This window comes from Deinococcus multiflagellatus, from assembly GCF_020166415.1.
GTDB classification, from domain to species: domain Bacteria; phylum Deinococcota; class Deinococci; order Deinococcales; family Deinococcaceae; genus Deinococcus; species Deinococcus multiflagellatus.
The window spans coordinates 293,965-312,313 of the sequence record NZ_JAIQXV010000003.1 but is presented as its reverse complement, the minus strand read 5'-3'; the positions used below and the strand labels follow the sequence as shown (position 1 = coordinate 312,313).

Annotated in this window: 18 protein-coding genes; 11 read left to right on the top strand and 7 right to left on the bottom strand. The window is 68.9% G+C overall.

What is annotated here, in order from left to right; genetic code table 11:
- Window positions 1-77 precede the first annotated feature (77 nt).
- Complete coding sequence (locus K7W41_RS06590) at window positions 78-1,652, top strand: L-glutamate gamma-semialdehyde dehydrogenase (RefSeq protein WP_224605986.1); 1,575 nt, start codon at window positions 78-80, stop codon at window positions 1,650-1,652.
- A 47-nt stretch (window positions 1,653-1,699) separates the two neighbouring features.
- Here K7W41_RS06590 and K7W41_RS06585 read toward each other — a convergent pair whose 3' ends face one another.
- Window positions 1,700-2,047, bottom strand: a complete 348-nt coding sequence (locus tag K7W41_RS06585; RefSeq protein WP_224605984.1) for a DUF4180 domain-containing protein — start codon at window positions 2,045-2,047, stop codon at window positions 1,700-1,702.
- A 78-nt stretch (window positions 2,048-2,125) separates the two neighbouring features.
- On the opposite strand from K7W41_RS06585, the gene K7W41_RS06580 reads away from it, so the two are divergent.
- From K7W41_RS06580 to K7W41_RS06565, 4 genes are read left to right on the top strand one after another with little or no spacing between them, the layout of a single operon-like run.
- On the top strand, window positions 2,126-2,626 hold the full coding sequence (locus tag K7W41_RS06580) for a DinB family protein (protein ID WP_224605982.1): 501 nt from the start codon (window positions 2,126-2,128) through the stop codon (window positions 2,624-2,626).
- Window positions 2,593-3,495 (top strand): hypothetical protein, encoded by a 903-nt coding sequence (locus K7W41_RS06575; protein WP_224605980.1) that lies wholly within the window; start codon window positions 2,593-2,595, stop codon window positions 3,493-3,495. Before K7W41_RS06580 ends, K7W41_RS06575 begins: the two co-directional genes overlap by 34 nt.
- Window positions 3,488-4,543 carry a hypothetical protein gene (locus K7W41_RS06570; protein ID WP_224605978.1) on the top strand — a complete coding sequence of 352 codons (1,056 nt, stop codon included), beginning with the start codon at window positions 3,488-3,490 and terminating at the stop codon, window positions 4,541-4,543. Before K7W41_RS06575 ends, K7W41_RS06570 begins: the two co-directional genes overlap by 8 nt.
- A 34-nt stretch (window positions 4,544-4,577) precedes the next feature.
- Window positions 4,578-5,882: an aminotransferase family protein gene (locus K7W41_RS06565; RefSeq protein ID WP_224605976.1), complete on the top strand. Its 1,305-nt coding sequence runs from the start codon at window positions 4,578-4,580 to the stop codon at window positions 5,880-5,882.
- A gap of 359 nt (window positions 5,883-6,241) precedes the next feature.
- On the opposite strand, the gene K7W41_RS06560 is transcribed toward K7W41_RS06565, so the two are convergent.
- Complete coding sequence (locus K7W41_RS06560) at window positions 6,242-7,030, bottom strand: WecB/TagA/CpsF family glycosyltransferase (RefSeq protein ID WP_224605973.1); 789 nt, start codon at window positions 7,028-7,030, stop codon at window positions 6,242-6,244.
- Window positions 7,031-7,135: 105 nt separating this feature from the next.
- On the opposite strand from K7W41_RS06560, the gene K7W41_RS06555 reads away from it, so the two are divergent.
- Window positions 7,136-7,810 carry a Crp/Fnr family transcriptional regulator gene (locus tag K7W41_RS06555; protein ID WP_224605970.1) on the top strand — a complete coding sequence of 225 codons (675 nt, stop codon included), beginning with the start codon at window positions 7,136-7,138 and terminating at the stop codon, window positions 7,808-7,810.
- A 183-nt stretch (window positions 7,811-7,993) separates the two neighbouring features.
- Complete coding sequence (gene bshC, locus K7W41_RS06550; protein ID WP_224605968.1) at window positions 7,994-9,550, top strand: bacillithiol biosynthesis cysteine-adding enzyme BshC; 1,557 nt, start codon at window positions 7,994-7,996, stop codon at window positions 9,548-9,550.
- A gap of 232 nt (window positions 9,551-9,782) precedes the next feature.
- Here bshC and K7W41_RS06545 read toward each other — a convergent pair whose 3' ends face one another.
- Window positions 9,783-10,064, bottom strand: coding sequence for a stage V sporulation protein S (locus tag K7W41_RS06545; RefSeq protein WP_224605965.1), 282 nt, complete (start codon window positions 10,062-10,064; stop codon window positions 9,783-9,785).
- Window positions 10,065-10,249: 185 nt separating this feature from the next.
- Here K7W41_RS06545 and K7W41_RS06540 point away from each other — a divergent pair, with 185 nt between their 5' ends.
- Window positions 10,250-11,947: a PhoX family protein gene (locus K7W41_RS06540; protein ID WP_224605962.1), complete on the top strand. Its 1,698-nt coding sequence runs from the start codon at window positions 10,250-10,252 to the stop codon at window positions 11,945-11,947.
- Between the two features lie 2 nt (window positions 11,948-11,949).
- Complete coding sequence (locus tag K7W41_RS06535; protein WP_224605960.1) at window positions 11,950-12,273, top strand: hypothetical protein; 324 nt, start codon at window positions 11,950-11,952, stop codon at window positions 12,271-12,273.
- Between the two features lie 141 nt (window positions 12,274-12,414).
- Here K7W41_RS06535 and K7W41_RS06530 read toward each other — a convergent pair whose 3' ends face one another.
- From K7W41_RS06530 to K7W41_RS06515, 4 genes are all read right to left on the bottom strand, one after another.
- Complete coding sequence (locus K7W41_RS06530; RefSeq protein WP_224605957.1) at window positions 12,415-13,428, bottom strand: polyamine ABC transporter substrate-binding protein; 1,014 nt, start codon at window positions 13,426-13,428, stop codon at window positions 12,415-12,417.
- Window positions 13,429-13,592: 164 nt separating this feature from the next.
- Window positions 13,593-14,399 carry an ABC transporter permease gene (locus K7W41_RS06525; RefSeq protein ID WP_224605953.1) on the bottom strand — a complete coding sequence of 269 codons (807 nt, stop codon included), beginning with the start codon at window positions 14,397-14,399 and terminating at the stop codon, window positions 13,593-13,595.
- A 97-nt stretch (window positions 14,400-14,496) separates the two neighbouring features.
- Window positions 14,497-15,321, bottom strand: coding sequence for an ABC transporter permease (locus tag K7W41_RS06520; RefSeq protein ID WP_224605949.1), 825 nt, complete (start codon window positions 15,319-15,321; stop codon window positions 14,497-14,499).
- A gap of 115 nt (window positions 15,322-15,436) precedes the next feature.
- Entirely contained in the window at window positions 15,437-16,531 is a 1,095-nt protein-coding gene (locus K7W41_RS06515; RefSeq protein WP_224605946.1) for an ABC transporter ATP-binding protein, read from the bottom strand.
- A gap of 223 nt (window positions 16,532-16,754) precedes the next feature.
- Here K7W41_RS06515 and K7W41_RS06510 point away from each other — a divergent pair, with 223 nt between their 5' ends.
- A complete protein-coding gene (locus K7W41_RS06510) occupies window positions 16,755-17,288 on the top strand; it encodes a hypothetical protein (RefSeq protein WP_224605944.1) in 534 nt (177 codons plus the stop codon).
- Between the two features lie 96 nt (window positions 17,289-17,384).
- The gene (locus tag K7W41_RS06505; RefSeq protein WP_224605941.1) at window positions 17,385-18,302 is read left to right on the top strand and encodes a manganese catalase family protein; all 918 of its coding nucleotides are present in this window, start codon (window positions 17,385-17,387) and stop codon (window positions 18,300-18,302) included.
- The last annotated feature ends 47 nt before the right edge of the window (window positions 18,303-18,349 follow it).

The following is an 18,349-nucleotide window of genomic DNA, read 5'->3' as shown; positions in this document are numbered from 1 at the left end:
TTGCCGCCTGACAGCGTGTTTACGCCCACTGGCACGGCGTGTTAGCCTCCGGGGACATTCGTAAGGAGGCAGCAGCCATGACGACCATGATGGAGGGATTCCTTCCCTTCGAGCACGAACCGTATTTCAACTTCCGCGACGGGGCTGTCGCGCAGGCGCAGCAAGAAGCGTTCCGGCAGGTCCGCGAGCAGTATGTGGGGCGCACCTTCCCGCTGATCGTGGGCGGGCAGGAAGCCCAGGGCAGCGGCACCTTCGAGGTGCGCAACCCCGCCGACACGCGCGAGGTGGTCTGGCGCTTTCAGAACGCCACCCCAGCGCAGCTGCAGCAGGCCGTGGAGGCCGCCCAGGCCGCCTTTGAAGAGTGGCGCTTTTCGGACCCCTTCCAGCGCGCCAGCATCTTCAAGCGCGCCGCCGAACTGCTGCGCGCCCGCCGCATGGAACTGAACGCCGTGATGACGCTGGAAAACGGCAAGAACTGGCCGGAAGCCGACGGCGAGGTGGCCGAGTCTGTGGACCACTTCGAGGTCTTTGCGCGCGAAGCCCTGCGCTGGGCCCAGGGCAAGCCGGTCTACCCCATGCCCGATGAGCACGTCACCACCGTCTACGAGCCGCTGGGCGTGGTGGCCTGCATCAGCCCCTGGAACTTCCCCAGCGCGATTCCGCTGGGCATGGCCCTGGGCGCCATTGCCGCCGGCAACACCGTGATCTGGAAGCCTGCCCGCGAAACGCCGCTGTCCTCGTACCTGATGGTGGAACTGCTGTTCGAAGCGGGGCTGCCCCGAGGCGTCATTCAGTTCCTGACCGGCACCGACGACGTGCTGGGCGACCCCCTGGTGGACCACCCCGGCGTGCGCATGATCGCCTTTACCGGCAGCAAGGAGATCGGCTGCCGCATCTACGAGCGCGCCGCAAAGGTGCAGCCCGGCCAGCGCTGGCTCAAGCGGGTAATTGCAGAGATGGGCGGCAAGGACCCCACCGTGGTCTGCGCCGACGGCGACCTGGACGCGGCGGCGGCCGGCATCGTGCAGGCGGCGTTTGGGTACGCGGGCCAGAAGTGCTCGGCGTGCTCGCGCGTGATTGCCGAGGAGAGCGTGTACGACGCCCTGCTGGAGAAGGTCACGGCACTGGCCCGGCAGCTGAAGGTGGGCCTGCCCGAAGACAACGCCGACCTGGGCCCGGTGATTCACCCCGGCAGCGCCGAGCGCATCATGGGCTTTGTGGAGAGGGGCCAGCAGAGCGCCCGGCTGGTGCTGGGCGGCGACGTGCCCGACATGGGCGAGCGCCAGGGCGGCTACGTGTCCCCCACCATCTTTGCCGACGTGCCCCCCAGCGACCCCCTGTTTCAGGAGGAAATCTTCGGGCCGGTGCTGGCCTTTACCCGGGCGCGCGACTGGCAGCACGCCATTGAGCTGGCCAACGACAGCGAATACGGCCTGACCGCCGCCTTTTACAGCCGCGATCCCCACAAGATCGAGGAAGCCAGAAAGCGCCTCCATGTGGGCAACCTGTACATCAACCGCAAGTGCACCGGGGCGCTGTCGGGCACCCACGCCTTTGGCGGCTACGGCATGAGCGGCACGAACGCCAAGGTGGGCGGCCCGGATTATCTGTTCTGGTTCCTGCAGACGAAGACGGTGGCGCAGCGGTACTAAGGGGGGAGGGTGGAGGGTGGACAGGTGATGGGTGATGGAAAAAGATCTCACCTCACCTGCCTCCCCAGCCACGCCCAGGCTTCTTCCTCGGTGTGAACAAAACGGATACATGGGTGGCGGGCGTGTTCATAGGCCAGTTCGGCAAAGCGTTCGCCGTGGGCCGTGAAGTCGGGGAGCACGAAGGCGACGGCCAGACGATAGTTCACGCACTTCTGGAACAACTCGCCCAGCAGGCCCGTGCGCAGGTTCAGGAATTCGGGCGAAAGGTCGCTTTCGCGCAGCAGCACGCCATCTAGCGCGTAGGCCGCGCCGATCAGTGCCGAACTATCCGGGGCGCCCCGCAGGGTCACGCCCAGCTCGCCCACCGCCTGCACCCGCCCCGCCTCTGACGCCATGCCCCCACCCTACCCGCCTGGGGCCCTTCACCATCAACCCTCAACCATCCCCCATCGACCTTCTGCAACACTGGCCCCATGACTGACCCTGACCGCAACGTGCGTTCCCAACTCGCCTTCGCGCGCCTGCTGCCCAAGCTGTTCCGGGGTGGGCAGGCGTTCGTGGGGGTCGAGGCGTCCTTGAGCGGCCTCTCGGACGAGCAGGCGGCGGCCCGGCCCCAGGGCCTGCCGCACTCGGTGGCCGAGCTGGTGGCGCATGTGAACTGGTGGAACCGCTGGATGCTGGACATCATCGAGATGGGGCAGGCCCAGCCCTACCCGAAGGCGGCGGCCGAGACGTGGCCCAGTGTGACGGCGGCCGACTGGCCCCGGGTGAAGAACGAGTTCTACGAGCTGCTGGCGCGCATTGATCCGCACGCCGCGCGGCCGGACCTTGCCAACCCGGTGAACCACGAGGAAACCATTGGCGAACTGCTGGCCGACATGGCCCTGCACACTGCGCACCACTTCGGGCAGATCGTGGCAGTGCGCCAGGCGCTGGGGGCGTGGCCGCCTCCCGGGGGCGGCGATACGTGGTAGAGCCCGGCACCGTCACCGAACTGAACGCCGGGGATTCCAGCCGGGCCTCGCATGTGTGGCGCGTGGAGACTGCGGCGGGCCCGGAAATCTGGCGCCGCGCGTGGTGGACTGAGCCAGAGGTCAGCGCCTTCATGCTGGGTCTGGGGCAGCTGTTCGGGGTGGACCCCCGCAACCTGCACGCCACCGCCGACACCTACCGCTTCTGGCAGCAGCTGAACGTCTGGGCGGTGCCGGAGGTTCATGGCCTGACCGAGTTTCGGGGTGGCCCCGCGTTGCGGCTCGGCTTCATTCCGGGTGAAGCGGGCGATCTGGAGGACGCCGATGCCCACACCCTGGGGCGGCAGGTGGCGGCGGTGCACGAGCAGGCGCAGGTCCACCACTTCGGGGACGTGACGGGCCGCGTCCGCTGGCCTCTGGCCGAGTTCTATCCCCGCGCGCTAGAGACCGTGCAGGCGGTGGCCCCGCGCTTCCGCTTTCTGGACTGGGCGGCGCAGGCGGCCGGGGTGGCACGGCTATTTCAGGCTGCCCCGGCGCCCACCGTGGCGGTCCCCATGCTGCTGGACTGGCACGGCAGCCAGTTCGTGTGGCGCGGCGGGCAGCCTTACGCCCTGGTGGACGTGGAAGCGTCGGTTCTGGCGCCGCCTGAACTGGACCTGTGCCTGTGGGAAGTGCTGCTCTTGCCCGCGCAGGCCCAGGTCTTCAGAACGGGTTACAGCGAGATTCGCCCTTTTCCCGATTTGGTCCCGCACCGCGCCGCCTGCCGCACCCTGCTGCTGACCCTGGAAGTGGACGGCGCCCCGCCACTGGCCGAGTGGCTGGCCCGGCCCGCTTCATTTGATCCGCCGAGCCAAAGGACGTGCCATGTCTAAGATCTCCACCTCTGCCTTCCCGCCCTTGTCCGTTCTCCGCTGCAGTGGCCGCCCTCAGGCCATGCTGGTGGGTGCAAGCCTGTGCCTGCTCAGTGGCCTTGCGCTGACGGCCTGTGGTGGCCACAACGCTCAAACGCTGACTGTAAAAGTCCAGAACCGCTTTCCAGACCGGCAATTCTGTGAGCCCGAGTCGTTCGAGGTCGCAGTGGCCGACGCAGCCTTGACCAAGGCCCTTGACCTTGGCTGCTGGCGCTACGACCGGCAGGACTTTACCTTTCTCTCTGAAAAAGACACCGACGCCCTCTACACCTTTCTTGGGGGAAAGGTCGAGAAGGCCTCTGAGCTGAACAGCGCCAGTGGGTTCACGCTGCCGATCTACAAGCGGTCCTTCCCCACCTTTTCCGCGACACGGCTGCCCGCGCTGCGCGAGGCCGGTGAAGCGTTCTACTACCTTGGGGAAACGGTCCGGGACCTTCTCCACGATCCGCAGGCCGTACCAGCCGCAAGCACCCTGACCGGGGCCGGGCCTATTACGCTTCAGACTGGACAGAAACGCGTGGTGTTTGAAGGAACGGGCGACGCCCTGGTGAGGGACGTGTATTCGGCGCCAGTGGCCACCATGTTCCGGCGCCTCGGCCCGCAGACCATCAGCCATGAAAACGTTCAGGGCGGCGCGCAGCATCCAGCGCGCCACCGTATCCAGACAGGGCTGCCGGAACACAGTGTCGTGGCCCTCGTCATTCGACTTGAAGATCTTCAGATCCTGGGTCACTTCGACCCGCATTACTTCTACGAAGTGGCCGAGGTTCAAAAAGACGGGCGCGCCAGCTTTAGCGCCAATCTCAGCAAGGAAGCTGTGGTGTCCGGGCGGCACCTTCTCCTGGTGCCGCGCTTGAAGCTTCAGCCCAGCCTGACGGCCCTGCGAGCAGCGGCCACAGCGCGCCCCAAGGAAGCCGACGCCGTCATTCTGCAGATCAGTGGCGTGCCATTCAGGGAAGTCGGCCAAAAGGCCCTCAATCCGAGTTCGCCCACATCGGTCGCCCGGTAACGCCAGCCTCTTTTCCACCCAAAGGATCCAGCCCATGTCCAATGTGTTTTACCGCTCCCGCAAGTCCTACCCCGTCGCCGTGCGTGCCGAGGGGGTGTTTATTGAGGATGCCCAGGGCCGGCGGTATCTGGACGGGTCGTCCGGGGCGCTGGTGGCGAATATTGGACACGGGCGCACCGAGGTGGCGCAGGCGATGGCGGCGCAGGCCGGGCAGCTGGCCTTTGTGCACGGCTCGCAGTTTTCCAGCGATGTGCTGGAGACGTACGCCGCGCGGCTGGCCGATTTCCTGGCCCTGCCCGACTACCGCTTCTGGGCCGTGTCGGGCGGCTCGGAGGCGAACGAGAGCGCGATCAAGCTGGCGCGGCAGTTCCATGTGGAACGCGGCGAGCCGGCGCGCTACAAGATCGTGACCCGGGTGCCCAGCTACCACGGCGCCTCGCTGGGCGCGCTGGCGGCCTCGGGGATGGGGGCCCGGCGTGAGGTCTACGCGCCTCTGATGCGCGAGGACGCGTGGCCCAAGATGCCCAAGCCGGACCCCACCCTCAGCGGCGAAGAGGACGCCGAGCGTCTGCGCGCCGTGCTGGAAGCGGCGGGCCCGGAGACGGTGGCGGCGTTCATCTGCGAGCCGGTGGTGGGGGCGTCCGACGCGGCGCTGGCGCCCAATTCTGGCTACCACGCCCGTATTGCCCAGATCTGCCAGGAGTACGGCGTGCTGTTCATTGCCGACGAGGTCATGAGCGGCATGGGCCGCTGCGGCGAGCCGCTGGCCGTGCGTCTGGGCGGCGACGTCACGCCGGACCTCGTGGTGCTGGGCAAGGGACTGGCGGCCGGCTACGCCCCCCTGGCCGGCCTGATGGCCAGCCCCGCCGTGTACGACACCGTGATGAACGGCAGCGGCGCCTTCAAACACGGCTTTACCTACGCCGGGCACCCGGTCAGCGTGGCTGCCGGCCTGAGCGTGCTGGACATCGTGGCGCGTGAAGGGCTGCCCCAGGCCGCCCAGGCGCGGGGCCAGCAACTGCTGGCGGGGCTGGAGACGCTGCGCGGGCGGCACCCACAGGTGCTCGCTGTGCGGGGCCAGGGCCTGCTGCTGGGCGTGGTGCTGGGCGACCCGGCCACGGGCGAGGCCTACGCCCAGCCGGGGCTGGCCGAGCGCGTGGCCGCCGCTGCCCGCGAGGAAGGGCTGCTGACCTACCCGGGCTCGGGCGCGGTGGACGGCATCCGGGGCGATCACCTGCTGCTGGGCCCCCCCCTGAGCATCGCCCCTGACGAGGCCGAGCTGCTGCTGAGCGCTCTGGACCGCGCCATGGAGCGGGTGGGTCAGCACATCCCCGTTTAAGGCAAAGAAGCAGGGCGGCGGCCAATCATCGGCCGTCGCCCTGCTCCGTTCTGCAGCCAGAGATGCCGTGCGGTTGGTCCTCAACAGTGGAAGGGAAGAAATGATACGGGACTCGAGTGATGCCACGCCAGTCCGGGCCACCCGGTGGCCCCCTCACCCTTCCGTCGCTCCGCTCCTCCTTCCCTCTCCCACCAGGGGAGAGGGCAACACGGCAAGCGATCAGAGGGGAAGCCAGTCATGTTCAGCGCGTATGAGTGGGCGGTGCCAGGGCCATTTCACCGATGTCTTGGCCCAGGGTGGCACCGCCCACGGTCTGCTGAAGTCGGGTAGGCCAGCGCCGCTTCAGGCAGGATTCCCGCTCACCCTGCGGCCCCACCAGCCCCGCCTCTCCCCTCCCCCTTCTTGCCCTGCCGCTTCTTCTCGGCCCGCACCAGCCGCACGAACTGGGCCAGGCGCGGAGCGCGGTTCCAGCGTTTGCGGTCCAGGCCCACGCGCCAGAGCCATTCCACACCCAGGCGACGGGTCCAGGCCGGGGCCAGATCGGCGGTGCCGGCCAGCACGTCAATCACGCCGCCGCAGCCGATCATGACTGGGGTGTTCATCACCTGCCGCCAGTACTGATTAAAGGTCTCCTGGCGCCCGGCGCCCATGCCGGTCAGCAGCAGGTCGGCGCGGCTGTCGCGCACCAGTTCGGCCACGCGCTGGTCTTCGGGCAGGTCGAAGTACCCGTGGTGAATGCCCGCCACCACAATGCCGTACTCGCGCGCGGCGTTCTGGGCGGCCACCTCGGCCACGCCGGGCTTGGCGCCCAGGAAGAACACCCGCAGCCGCTCGCCCCGGCGCTTCATCAGGCCCTGCACGATGTCGAAGCCCGGGGCGCGCGGCACCTCTATGCCGGCCAGCTGCCGCGCGGCCCAGACGATGCCCACGCCGTCGGCAGTCACCAGATCAGCCACCTGGATGGCGTTCACGAAATCGGGCTGGGTGCGCGACTGGACGATGAACTCCGGGTTCAGGGTCACCACGGTGTGCGGGGCGCGCGGCGCGTCCAGCCAGCCTTCCAGGCGGTCCAGGGTGGCTTCCAGGGAAACGATGTCCAGCGGCAGATCAAACAGGCTCAGGCGCCCGGGGGCTTGCGGGGTGGTCATGCTGGGGCCGATTGTAGATCACCCCTGGCCCTCCCGGCAGCGGCGCGGCCCCGCTTCCCGCACGGCGTGCCCCCAGAGCGCCAGCGCGGTGGCATACTGCTGCCTATGTTGCCCGGTGCGTTCGGTGCCCTGCCCGCAGATGCTCAGGCGCAGGTGATGGCGGCGGGCCGCGTGGGCCGCTGGAGCCGCGCAGAGTTGCTGTACCACCCCGAAGACCCGGCCGAGACCCTGTACCTGCTGCTGCGCGGCGCCGCACGCCTGTACCGCCTGGGCACCGGCGCGCGCGAGGTCACCCTGGACGTGCATGGCCCAGGCTCGCTGCTGGGCGTGCTGGCCCTGGTGGGCGGCGCGGGCTACGGCATGTACGCCGAGGCCATGGACGACACCGAGGCCCTGCTGCTGGGCAAGGAGGCGCTGACCCGCCTGACGGGCGCGCAGCCCGCCGTGGGTGTCGCCCTGACCGAGCAGATCACCCGGCAGACGCGCGGGGTGCAGGAGCGCCTGTCGGGGCTGGTGTTTCTGGAGGTGTCGCAGCGGCTGGCTGTGGCCCTGCTGAATCTCGCTGACCGCGAAGGCCCCTGGCCCGAGGGCGGCGCGCTGGCCCTGCGTGACCGGGTGTCGCACCAGGATTTGGCGCATGTGGTGGGCAGCACCCGCGAGACCATCACCAAGCTGCTGGGCGATTTCCGCACCCGGGGTCTGCTGGACCTGGGCTACCGCCGCATCATCCTGACCGACCGCGAAGGCCTGCAGCGGGTCACGCGCGAGCCTTTGCGGTAAAGGCGCCGCACCCCACACCAGCGCCAGCCAGACCAAGGCAAAAAGTAAAGCAGTGTAAGGGGTGTTGCAATGCGGCGCCCCGGTTCACGCGAGGCTCAGCACGCGCGGGTTCAGGAGAGAGTGCCCCTGGCCGCGCAGCCCCCAGAAGCACCCAATCCAGCAGCCGGAAGGAAACACAGCAGCATGGCAAAAAGCGCAGCGGCAGAGTTCAGACAGGGCGGTATGACCGGGTATTTCCGACTGGCGCACGGGGCCACCGCGCAGGCCCTGGCCGAAGCAAGGCCGGACCTGGACCGCGTGGCCCTGGCCCAGGCCCTGCACGACTACCACCGCGACCTGGGCACCCTGGACGGCCACACCGAGGCCGCTCTGGCGCGGCTGGCCCACCCGGCCTCGCGCGTGGTGGTCACGGGGCAACAGGCCGGCGCCCTGACCGGCCCCGCCTACGCCGTGCACAAGGGCGCCGACGCCGCGCTGCTGGCCCGGCAGCTGCACACGGAGGCGCAGCCCGTGGTGGCCGTGTACTGGGTGGCCAGCCAGGACCACGACGCCGCCGAGGTCGCCAGCACCACCCTGTTGGACCGCGCCGAGACCCTGCACCGCCTGACCCTGGACGTGCCAGCCGGGGTGCCGGTGGGCCGCGTGCCCTGGCGTCCCGAATGGACCGCGCAGGTCCATGCCCTGCTGGACGCCTTTGATGGCCCCGCCGAGCATGTGGCGGCCGTGCGGCGGCGCCTGGACGCGGCGCTGGCGGGCGGCGGCAGCTACGCCGATGTGTTTGCCCGCCTGCTGCACGGCCTGCTGGCCCCGGCAGGGCTGCTGGTGCTGGACCCCCTGCACCCGGCCCTGGCCCGCCTGATGGCCCCGGCGCTGGCGCGCGAGCTGCGTGAGCCCCTGGCCTCTTCGGCGGCCATTGAGGCGGCGGCGACGCAGCTGGAACGTGACGGGTTCACCCCGCAGCTGCGCCGCCCGCCCGGGGCCACCAACCTGTTTGTGGAAGAAGACGACGGCCAGCGCCGCCTGCTGCGTGTGGACGGCCCGCGCCTGTCCACCGAGACCCGCCACTACACCCGCGAGGACCTGCTGGCTCTGCTGGACGCCGACCCCAGCCGCCTGACCCCGGCAGCGGGCCTGCGCCCGGTGGTGCAGGACACCCTGCTGCCCACCCTGGCGTTCGTGGTGGGGCCCGGGGAAATTGCCTACGGCGCCCAGCTGCAGGCGGTGTACCCCCTGCACGGCCTGCAGCAACCCCTGCTGTGGCCACGCCTGAGCGTGACATGGCTGGAGCCCCCGGTGGCGCGGCTGCTGCGCCGCCTGGAAGCGGGCGCCGCGCAGGTGCAGGCCGACCCCGAAGGCGTGCTGGGCCGCGCCCTGGCCCGCGAGCGGGGCGCCGCCGCCGCTGCCCAGGGCCGCCTGGACGCCCTGAACACCGAACTGCAGGCCCTGAGCACCGAACTGGGCGCCCTGGACCCCACGCTGGCAGGCGCCGCCGAACGCACCCGCACCCGCACCCTGGCGCGGGTGGCCCACCTGCAGCGCCTCGCGACCCGCGCCCTGGCCCGCGCCGAGGACGAGCGCAGCGGCCAGCTGACCCGCCTGAAGCGCCACCTGCTGCCCCTTGGCGTCCCCCAGGAACGCGAACTGAACTTTCTGACGTTCCTGCTGAAGCACGGCGACACGCCCCTGCGCCAGCTGCTGGGCCTGCCGCCCGGCTGGCAGGGTGAACTGGAGATTCCTTAAATCCCGGTTTGAAGACGGCGCGTTGTCTGCCCTCTCGGGGAGGACACGCGGCGCTTTTTCGGTGGTGGCTGCGGAATTCAGCGCGGTCCCGGGGGCTCTCCTCCACCACCCTCCGAAGTGGGGCGTTGACCCGGCGAGTGGCAGGGCCCAGAAAGGCGGCCCTTCCTGCCAGCCACTCCTTCCCCAGAACGGCAAAAGCCCCCGCTCGGGGGGCTTGGCACAGGGGGACCGCTCAGGACGGGGGCTTGGGCGCCGGAATGGCCTTGACCAGAAACCGGACCGCCGTTCGTTCCTCGGCCTGAACGTCCAGCTTCACGAATTCGGGCTGGGTGTACAGATCAAGCTGGTCACCCGTCAGGTAACCACGGGCAATCGCCAGGGCCTTGACTGCCTGGTTGACGGCAGCCGGGCCGATGGACTGAATTTCCACCTCGCCCTGGGTGCGCAGCAGCGCAGCGATGGCACCGGCGATGGCGTTGGGGCGTGACGTGCCGGAGACGCGCAGGGTTTCCAAGGTGATGCTCTCCTTCCAAAAACAAAGACTTAAACCCCTCTATCTTAAACGGACACTTCGCAGACGACAATTCCCTGAACCGCACGGTGATGGGGGCCCCCGCCGGGGGCTGGACGCCGCAGCGCTGACCTGCCGCTGACAGCCCGCTGAAGGTTTGGTGACGTTGCCCCCCCAGACTACCCGGCATGACCACAGAACGAAAGGCAGAGGCCAGCCTCTGGCACCGGCTGCTTGAAACGCGCCTGACCCGCCGCACCGCGCTGGGCAGCGCCGCCATGACGGCCGCCGCGACCGCGCTGCCCCTCACCATCAGCCAGGCCGAGGCCGTGAACAACGGCGGCCCCAGCACGGTGGACCCGCAGAAGGTGGGGCCCCTGACCATGCCGCCCTTCCGCGCCATTCCCGTGACCACCGCCGACGCGATGACGCTGCCGGGCGGCTACCGCGCGCAGGTGCTGGCGCCCTGGGGCGAGACCTTTACCGAGGGTGGCCGCGAGATCGGCTTTAACCACGACTACGTGGGCTTCTTTCCTATCGACATGCTCACGGGCGGCACCAGCAGCACCGAGGCGCTGCTGACGATCAACCACGAGTACGTGAACCCCATGTTCGTGGGCGGCGACACCAAAAACCGCACCCCCGCGCAGATCAGGGCCGAGATGGAAGCCGTGGGCGTGAGCGTGGTGCGCGTGAAGAAAGAGGGCCGCGAGTGGCGCATTGTGCCCGACGCCCGCAACCGCCGCATTGACGCCCTGAGCGACATTGAGCTGACCGGCCCGGTGCGCGGCAGCAGCGCGGTGAAGGGCGCCACGATGGTGAAGGGCACCGTGGGCAACTGCTCGGGCGGGCAGACCCCCTGGGGCACGCTGCTGACCTGCGAGGAAAACGTGGACGGCTACGCCAAGGCCTGGGAAGGCAGCGGCTACGACCCCATGCACCAGGGCTGGGTGACCGAGATTGACCCCTTCACCCCCGAGTGGACCCCGAAAAAGCGCACCGCCATGGGCCGCTTCCGCCATGAGAACGTGGCCGTGACCGTCGCCAAGGACGGGCGCGTGGTGGGCTACATGGGCGACGACATGCAGGATTCGTGCGTGTACAAGTTCGTCTCGCGCGGCAAGTACGACCCCGAAGGCCGCGCCGCGAACCTGAACCTGCTGGCCGAGGGCGACCTGTACGTGGCGAACTTTGGCAACGGCAGCTGGGTACTGCTGGACTACGACAAGAACAAGAAGCTGCAAGACGCCAAGGCCAGCGACGGCAAGCCGCTGTTCACCAGCCAGGCCGACGTGCTGGCCGATGCCCGCGCCAGCGCCCTGGCGGTCGGCGGCACCCCGGTGGACCGCCCCGAGGACATCGAGATTCACCCCCGCACCGGCGAGGTGTACGTGGCGCTGACCAACAACAGCAAGCACGGCAACTTCTTCGGGCAGATCGTGAAGTTCCGCGAACAGGGCGACGACTGGACCGCCACCAAGTTCATGTGGGAAATCTTCGCGGTGGGCGGGCCCCAGAGCGGCTTTGCCAGCCCGGACAACCTCGTGTTCGACCCCTACGGCAACCTGTGGATGGTCACCGACAACTCGGACCTGAGCACCAACCCCATCAAGGCCTTCCACGGCAACAACGCCATGTTCTTCATGCCCACCGAGGGCCCCAACGCCGGCAAGGCCTTCCGCTTCGCCGTGGGCCCGGTGGACGCCGAAATGACCGGCCCCGTGTGGTCCCCCGACGGCAAGACGCTGTTCGTGTCCATTCAGCACCCCGGCGAGGACAGCGAGAGCCTGGACAAGCTGCGCTCGAACTTTGCGGCCAAGCCCGGCACCAACATTCCCCGCCCCACGCTGGTGGCCATTGAAGGCTTCCCCGGGTGGAAGGCATGACCATGACGGTGCCCCCCCAGAAAGCCCCCTGGATCGTGGGCCGCACGCCGCTGCTGGACCACGCCGCCGATGATTTTCTGAACGAGGTGACCCGCCAGAAGCCCTGGCGCCGCGCGCGCTACGAGGACCTGCTCTCGGCCCTGGATACGTTCCTGGGCGGCGGCGCGCCCCTGCTGGCCTACACCCGCGCCACTGGCGAGGCGTGGCTGCGCGCCCTGCACGAGAGCGAGCAGGAAGACGCCCGCGAACTCCTGACCGAGTTCCGCAGCTACCTGCGCGAGTGGGGCTGGCTGGACAGCGCCCGCCCGGTGAATCAGCCGGATTAACGAGAGGGGTGCAGGCGGCGGGACGCGGGGTGCGGGAAGGAAGCGCCGCCTGCGTCCCGCCGCTTGTGGTGGGGAGAGAGGGGGCGGCGGACTGCCCGGCACGCAGGTCAGCTTTTCCCGCTCCCGGCGACCCGCGCCCCGCTACCTGCTTTTCAACTCCGTCCAGATCCGGTCATACAGCCGCTGGGCCCGCCGGTCTGGCAGTTCGTCAATAAAGTTGAGCTTGCCGTTTTTCAGCCAGTCGGCCGGGGGGTTCAGGGCGGGGACGGCCTTGAGAAAGTCGTCCAGCAGCGGCCGGGCGGCGGCGTTGGGGGTGGCGTAGTAGGTGTAGTTGCTTAAGCGCGCGCCCACTTCGGCGTCCAGCAGGGTGTTGATGAAGCGGTGGGCCAGGGCCGGGTTGGGGCTGCGCTTTAAGACCACCAGGGTATCCATGCTGATGGTGGTGCCTTCGCGGGGGAGCACCACCTGCACCTGGGGGTTTTCCTCGGTGGCGATCAACAGGTCGCCCACGTAGATCTGACCCAGGTCAATCTGGCGGGCCAGCAGCTTGTTGCGGGTGCCGGGGCCGCCGTCAAAGCCCTGAAAGCCCTTTTTGGCCACCGTGCGGCGCAGCAGGTCGCGGGCGGCGCGCAGCTGGGCCACATCGGCCGTATTGGCGCTGTGGCCCAGGTACTTCAGCGCCGCGCCGATCACCTCGCGCGGGTCGTCCAGCAGCACAAACGAGCGGCGGTCCTCGGGGCCAAAGATCTCGGCCCAGCTGCTTCGGGGAACATAGCGGCTCTTGTTGTAGGCCAGCCCGGTGGCCGCGTACTGGTACGGCACGGAGTAGCGGTTGCCCGGGTCATAGGGCGGGTTCAGGAATTCGGGTGCCACGTTCTTCAGGTTGGGCAGCCTCGCGCGGTCCAGCGGCTGAAGGAGCCCGGCGCGCACCATCGTCTGCACCACGTACGAACTGGGCACCACGAGGTCGTAGGTGGCCCCGCCCCCCTGCAGCTTGGCGAGCATGGCCTCGTTGCTCTCGAAGGTGTCCAGAATGACCCGCGCGCCGGTCTGTTCCTCGAACGCCTTCACGATGTCCGGGTCCATGTATTCCGACCAGATGAACACGCGCAGGGTGCGGCCATCGCCCGGGGGCACAGGGGACGCTGTTTTCACGGCCGGCTTCTCCACCCGGTAACAGCCGCTGAGGAGGGCGCAGAGGGCCAGGAGCGGCCCTTGGCCGCGTCGAAGGGTCAAAGAGTCGAAGGGTCGAAGAAGCTGAGCGGCCCACTCGCTTAGACCCCTCGACCTGCCGGCCCCTCGACCCCGTGCGCCGCGCGTCACGCTTTCCTCCGGGGGCGCAGCAGGGCGTTCGCCACCAGCACCGCCACCACGGTGACGAGAATCAGCAGGGTGCTCAGGGCGTTGATGTCGGGGGTCACGCCGCGTTTGACGTTGGTATAGATCAGCACCGGCAGGGTCTGGAAGCCCGAGCCGCTGGTGAAGTACGTGACCACGAAGTCGTCCAGCGACAGGGTAAAGGCCAGCAGGGCGCCGGCCAGCACACCCGGCCACGCCAGCGGTAACACCACGCGCCAGAACGACTGCCACGCGCTGGCCCCCAGATCGCGCGCCGCTTCCTCCAGTTCGGGGCCGTAGCCCGATAGACGCGAGCGCACGGTCAGCGCCACATAACTGATCTGAAAGGTGACGTGCGCCAGCAGCACGGTCCAGAACCCGTTGTCAAAGGTCCAGCCGGCCCGCTCCAGGCCCGCGCGCACGGCGGCGTAGAACATCAGCAGCATCACGCCCATCACCACGTCGGGAATCACGATGGGCAGCACCAGCAGCGTGGACAGGGCCGCGCGCGCCCGGCTGGTGTAGCGCCACAGCCCCAGGCCAGTCAGCGTGCCCAGCACCGTGCTGACCAGGGTGCTCAGCAGCGCCACCTGCAGCGTGTGCCCCAGCGCCGCGCGCACGTCGGCGCGGCCCAGCAGCACGCCGTACCACTTGGTGGTAAAACCCGTCCACTCGGCCCCAAAGCGCGACTCGTTGAAGGAAAAGACGATCAGCACCAGAATCGGCAGGTACAGGAAGGCGTACACCAGCCACGCCCAGGCGGCCAGGAGGGGGTGGGTGCGGGTCATGCGGCCCCCTTGGGGCCGGGTGATGGGTGAGGGTTGAGCGTTGATGGTCTTTGTCCATCAACCATCCGCCATCGGCCATTTGCGGCGCGCAGCGCCCTCATACTAGTTCCTCCAGACCCCGGCGGCCCGCCACCCGGGCGTAGGCCCACAGGCCCAGCAGCACCAGACCCATCAGCAGGAAGCTCAGCGCGCTGCCATACGGCCAGTCGCCCGCCTGCCCGAACTGGTTCTGCACGAGGTTGCCCACCAGCGCCGTCTTGGCGCCGCCCAGCAGGTCGCTGACCACAAAGGTGCCCAGGGCCGGAATGAAGGTGAGCAGGATACCCGCCACCAGCCCCGGCCACGTCTGGGGCACCACGGCGCTCCAGAAGGCCCGCGCGGGGGGCGCGCCCAGGTCCTGCGCCGCTTCCCAGAGCGACCAGTTCACCTTCTCCACGCTGGCATACACCGGCAGCACGAAAAAGGGCAGGAAGGCGTAGACCATGCCCAGCAGGGTGGCCGTGAGGCTGGGCACCAGATCGAAGGGCCGCAGCAGGATGATCCAGGCGTACACCCGGATCAGAAAATTGGTCCAGAAGGGAATGATGAGCAGCAGCAGCAGCAGTTGGCGCCGCCGCGCGTCCTGCCGGGCAATGTAAAAGGCCAGCGGATAGCCCAGCAGCACGCAGAGGGCGGTGCTGAGCCCCGCCACCCACACACTGCGCCACAGCACCCGCAGGTTGTCGCCGGTCCATTCCTGAAACAGCGCGTCGTAGCCAATGACCCGCCCCCAGCTTTCCAGCGTCCACGGCGGGCCCACCTGCGCCAGATCCGTGCGCGTGAGGAACGAATACCCCAGCATGATCAGCGCCGGCAGCACCAGAAAAGCCAGCAGCCACAGCACCCCGGGCCCCAGGGTGGCGAGAAAGCGGCGGGGGGTCACGCGCGCCTCCGGCGCGGTCTAAGGGTCGAGAGGTCTAAGGGTCTAAGGAAATGAGGGCCCCATCTCCTTAGACCCTTAGACCCTTTGACCCTTCGACACCGAGCGCAGCGAGGTCTCACCCTTCCTCCAGCACCACAAGGTTCTCGGGGGGCAGGTACAGGGCCACCTGTTCGCCGTAATCAAAGTCCTCGTCGGCGCCGATGTCGGCGTTCAGCTGAAAGACGTGCAGGCGCTGGCCGCCCGCTTCCAGCACGTACTGGTTCTCGGCGCCCGTGTACACGATGTCGTCCACGCGGGCGCGGATCTCGTTGCCCTCGGTTTCGTCGTCGCGCTCCATGCGCAGTTTCTCGGGGCGCACCGAGAGGGTCACGCGCTGGCCTGGGCGCAGGCCCGCCCCCAGGGCGGTGCGCAGGGGGCCATGCACGGTCTGCACCGTCGCGTGGGGCCCGTCCACCGCCTGCACCGTGCCTTCAATGAGGTTGCTGCTGCCCAGAAAGGTCGCCACAAAAGCGGTGCGGGGGCGCTCGTACAGGGCCTCGGCCTGGCCCAGCTGCTCAATGCGGCCCCGGTTCATCACGGCAATGCGGTCACTCATGACCAGGGCTTCTTCCTGATCGTGGGTCACGAACACGAAGGTCATGCCCAGGGTCTGCTGCAGGTGCGCCAGTTCGACTTGCAGTTCCTTGCGCAGCTTCAGGTCCAGGGCGCTGAGGGGTTCGTCCAGCAGCAGCACCTGCGGCTCGTTCACAATGGCGCGGGCCAGGGCCACCCGCTGCCGCTGCCCGCCCGACAGCTGATCGGGGCGCCGGGCGGCAAGGTCGCCAATCTGCACCTGTTCCAGGGCGCGCCCGGCCCGCTCGCGCCGCGCGCCGGCCGGCACCCCGGCCATGTGCAGGCCGAACTCCACGTTCTCACGCACGTTCAGGTGCGGGAACAGCGCGTAATTCTGGAACACGGTGTTCACCGGGCGGCGGTGGGCGGGCACGCCGGTCATGTCCCGGCCGCCGATCATCACGCTGCCGCCGCCCGGCTGCTCAAACCCTGCCAGCAGGCGCAGCAGCGTGGTCTTGCCACACCCGGACGGCCCCAGCAGGCTGAAAAACTCGCCCTGGCGGATGTCCAACGTCACGCCGTCCAGCACCGGCTGGGCCGCGCCCCGGAAACTCTTGCGCAGGTCGCGCGCCGCCACCGCCGTCTCGGTGCCGATCACCCGTTCCCGCCGCCCCCTGGTACTCACGCCGCTGATGGCCGTGCCTCCTGCCTCGCCCTGCTGGTCATGACCGGAATTGTACGGGGCCCGCCGGGCAGGCGCGCGCCCCACCGCCCGCTTCCCCCTTAAGGCGGACGCCCCAGCCCACCCCCCGGAGCTACCGTGAGCCCCTCGCCCGCGTGCCCCCCGTCCCCTGCCCCCCCAGAGGTTCACCGTGGAAGAAGTGCTGGTTCCCCTGTTTTTTTTCGCCAGTCTGTTCGGCTTTCCCCTGCTGCGCCGCCAGATGATTCACCGCCACCAGATGGAGCGCCTGGAGCGGGAGGGCCGCCCCAGCGCGCCCCTGGCCCTGAGCGCAGGCGCCGCGCCGGACGACGCCCCGGCCCTGGCCCTGCGCCTGCCCGAACCGCACCGCCTGTATGCCCTGGCCCTGCTGTGCCGCCTGGAAGATGCCCCGCAGGCCGCCCAGGGCCGCACGCTGTTTGTGCTGCGGCAGGCGCGCGACACCTATCTGCCCGAAACCCTGCGCGCCTACCTGCACCTGACCCCGGCGGGGCGGGCGCAACTGGCCGCGCAGGGCCACAGCCCCGAGGCGCTGCTGGGCGAGCAACTGGCGCTGATTAACGGCGCCGTGACCGAGGCCCTGGCCCACGACCACGCCGCCGCCGACCGCCTGCTGACCCAGGGGCGCTTTCTGCTGGACCGCGCCCGGCGCCCAGCCGAACTCACCGCAGCCTCAGAGATGGGGGGCGCGCGTTAGGACCGGCCTCACAAGGTGGGGGCGCTGACCTTGTGCGCGCGGGCCCTGGGGTGTGCTGCCCAAGGTTCGCGCGCGGCGCGCCAAGGAGGCCCCACCATGTTCCTACGCATTGACAAACTGCAGTTTGACCTCCCCCTGCCCAAAGAAGCCAACCCCAACGGGGCGGCGGCCGTCCAGGAACTGATGGGCGGCCGTTTTGGCGAGATGTCCACCCTGATGAACTACATGACCCAGTCGTTCAACTTCCGGGGCAAGGACACGCTGCGGCCGTACTACGAACTGATTGCTAACATCGCTGCCGAGGAGCTGGGCCACATTGAACTGGTCTCGGCCACCATCAACGCGCTGCTGGCCGGCCCCGAGCCCAAGGCCCAGGAAGAGCCGGTGGACCCCAGTACCCACCCCTTCTCGTTCGCGCAGGACGTGCGCTACGCCAAGCACTTCATTGCGGCCGGGCCCGGCACCATGATCGCGGATTCGCACGGCAAAGCCTGGAGCGGCGACTACGTGTATTCCAGCGGCAATTTGATGCTGGACCTGACCCACAACTTCTTCCTGGAAGGCGCGGCGCGCCACAACAAGCTGCGCGTGTACGAGATGGTGGACGACCCCACCGCCAAGGCCCTGGTGGGCTACCTGCTGGTGCGCGGCGGGGTGCACCAGATCGCCTATGCCAAGGCCCTGGAAACCCTGAGCGGCGTGAACATGGAAAAGCTGCTGCCCATGCCCAACATTCCCACTTCCCTGATTCCCGAAGCCAAGCGCGTGATGGACCAGGGCGTGCACCAGATTCTTTACCGCTTCAGCGACACGGACTTTACCCAGCTGAGCGCCATCTGGAACGGCACCCACCCCGAAGACGGCAGCGAGGTGCGCGTGGGCGAGTACACCGAGATCCAGGGCGGCCCCACGGTGGACGGCGGCCACGACTCGGCGGCCTTCTCGCCGGAATGGGACATGGGCGAGATCATGGAAATCGCCAAGAAGCTGCACGACAAGGCCCGGTTGCGGTAGGTCGGGCAAGGGGGGCGGGGGGCCGAATCGGCCCCCCGCCTCCCTTG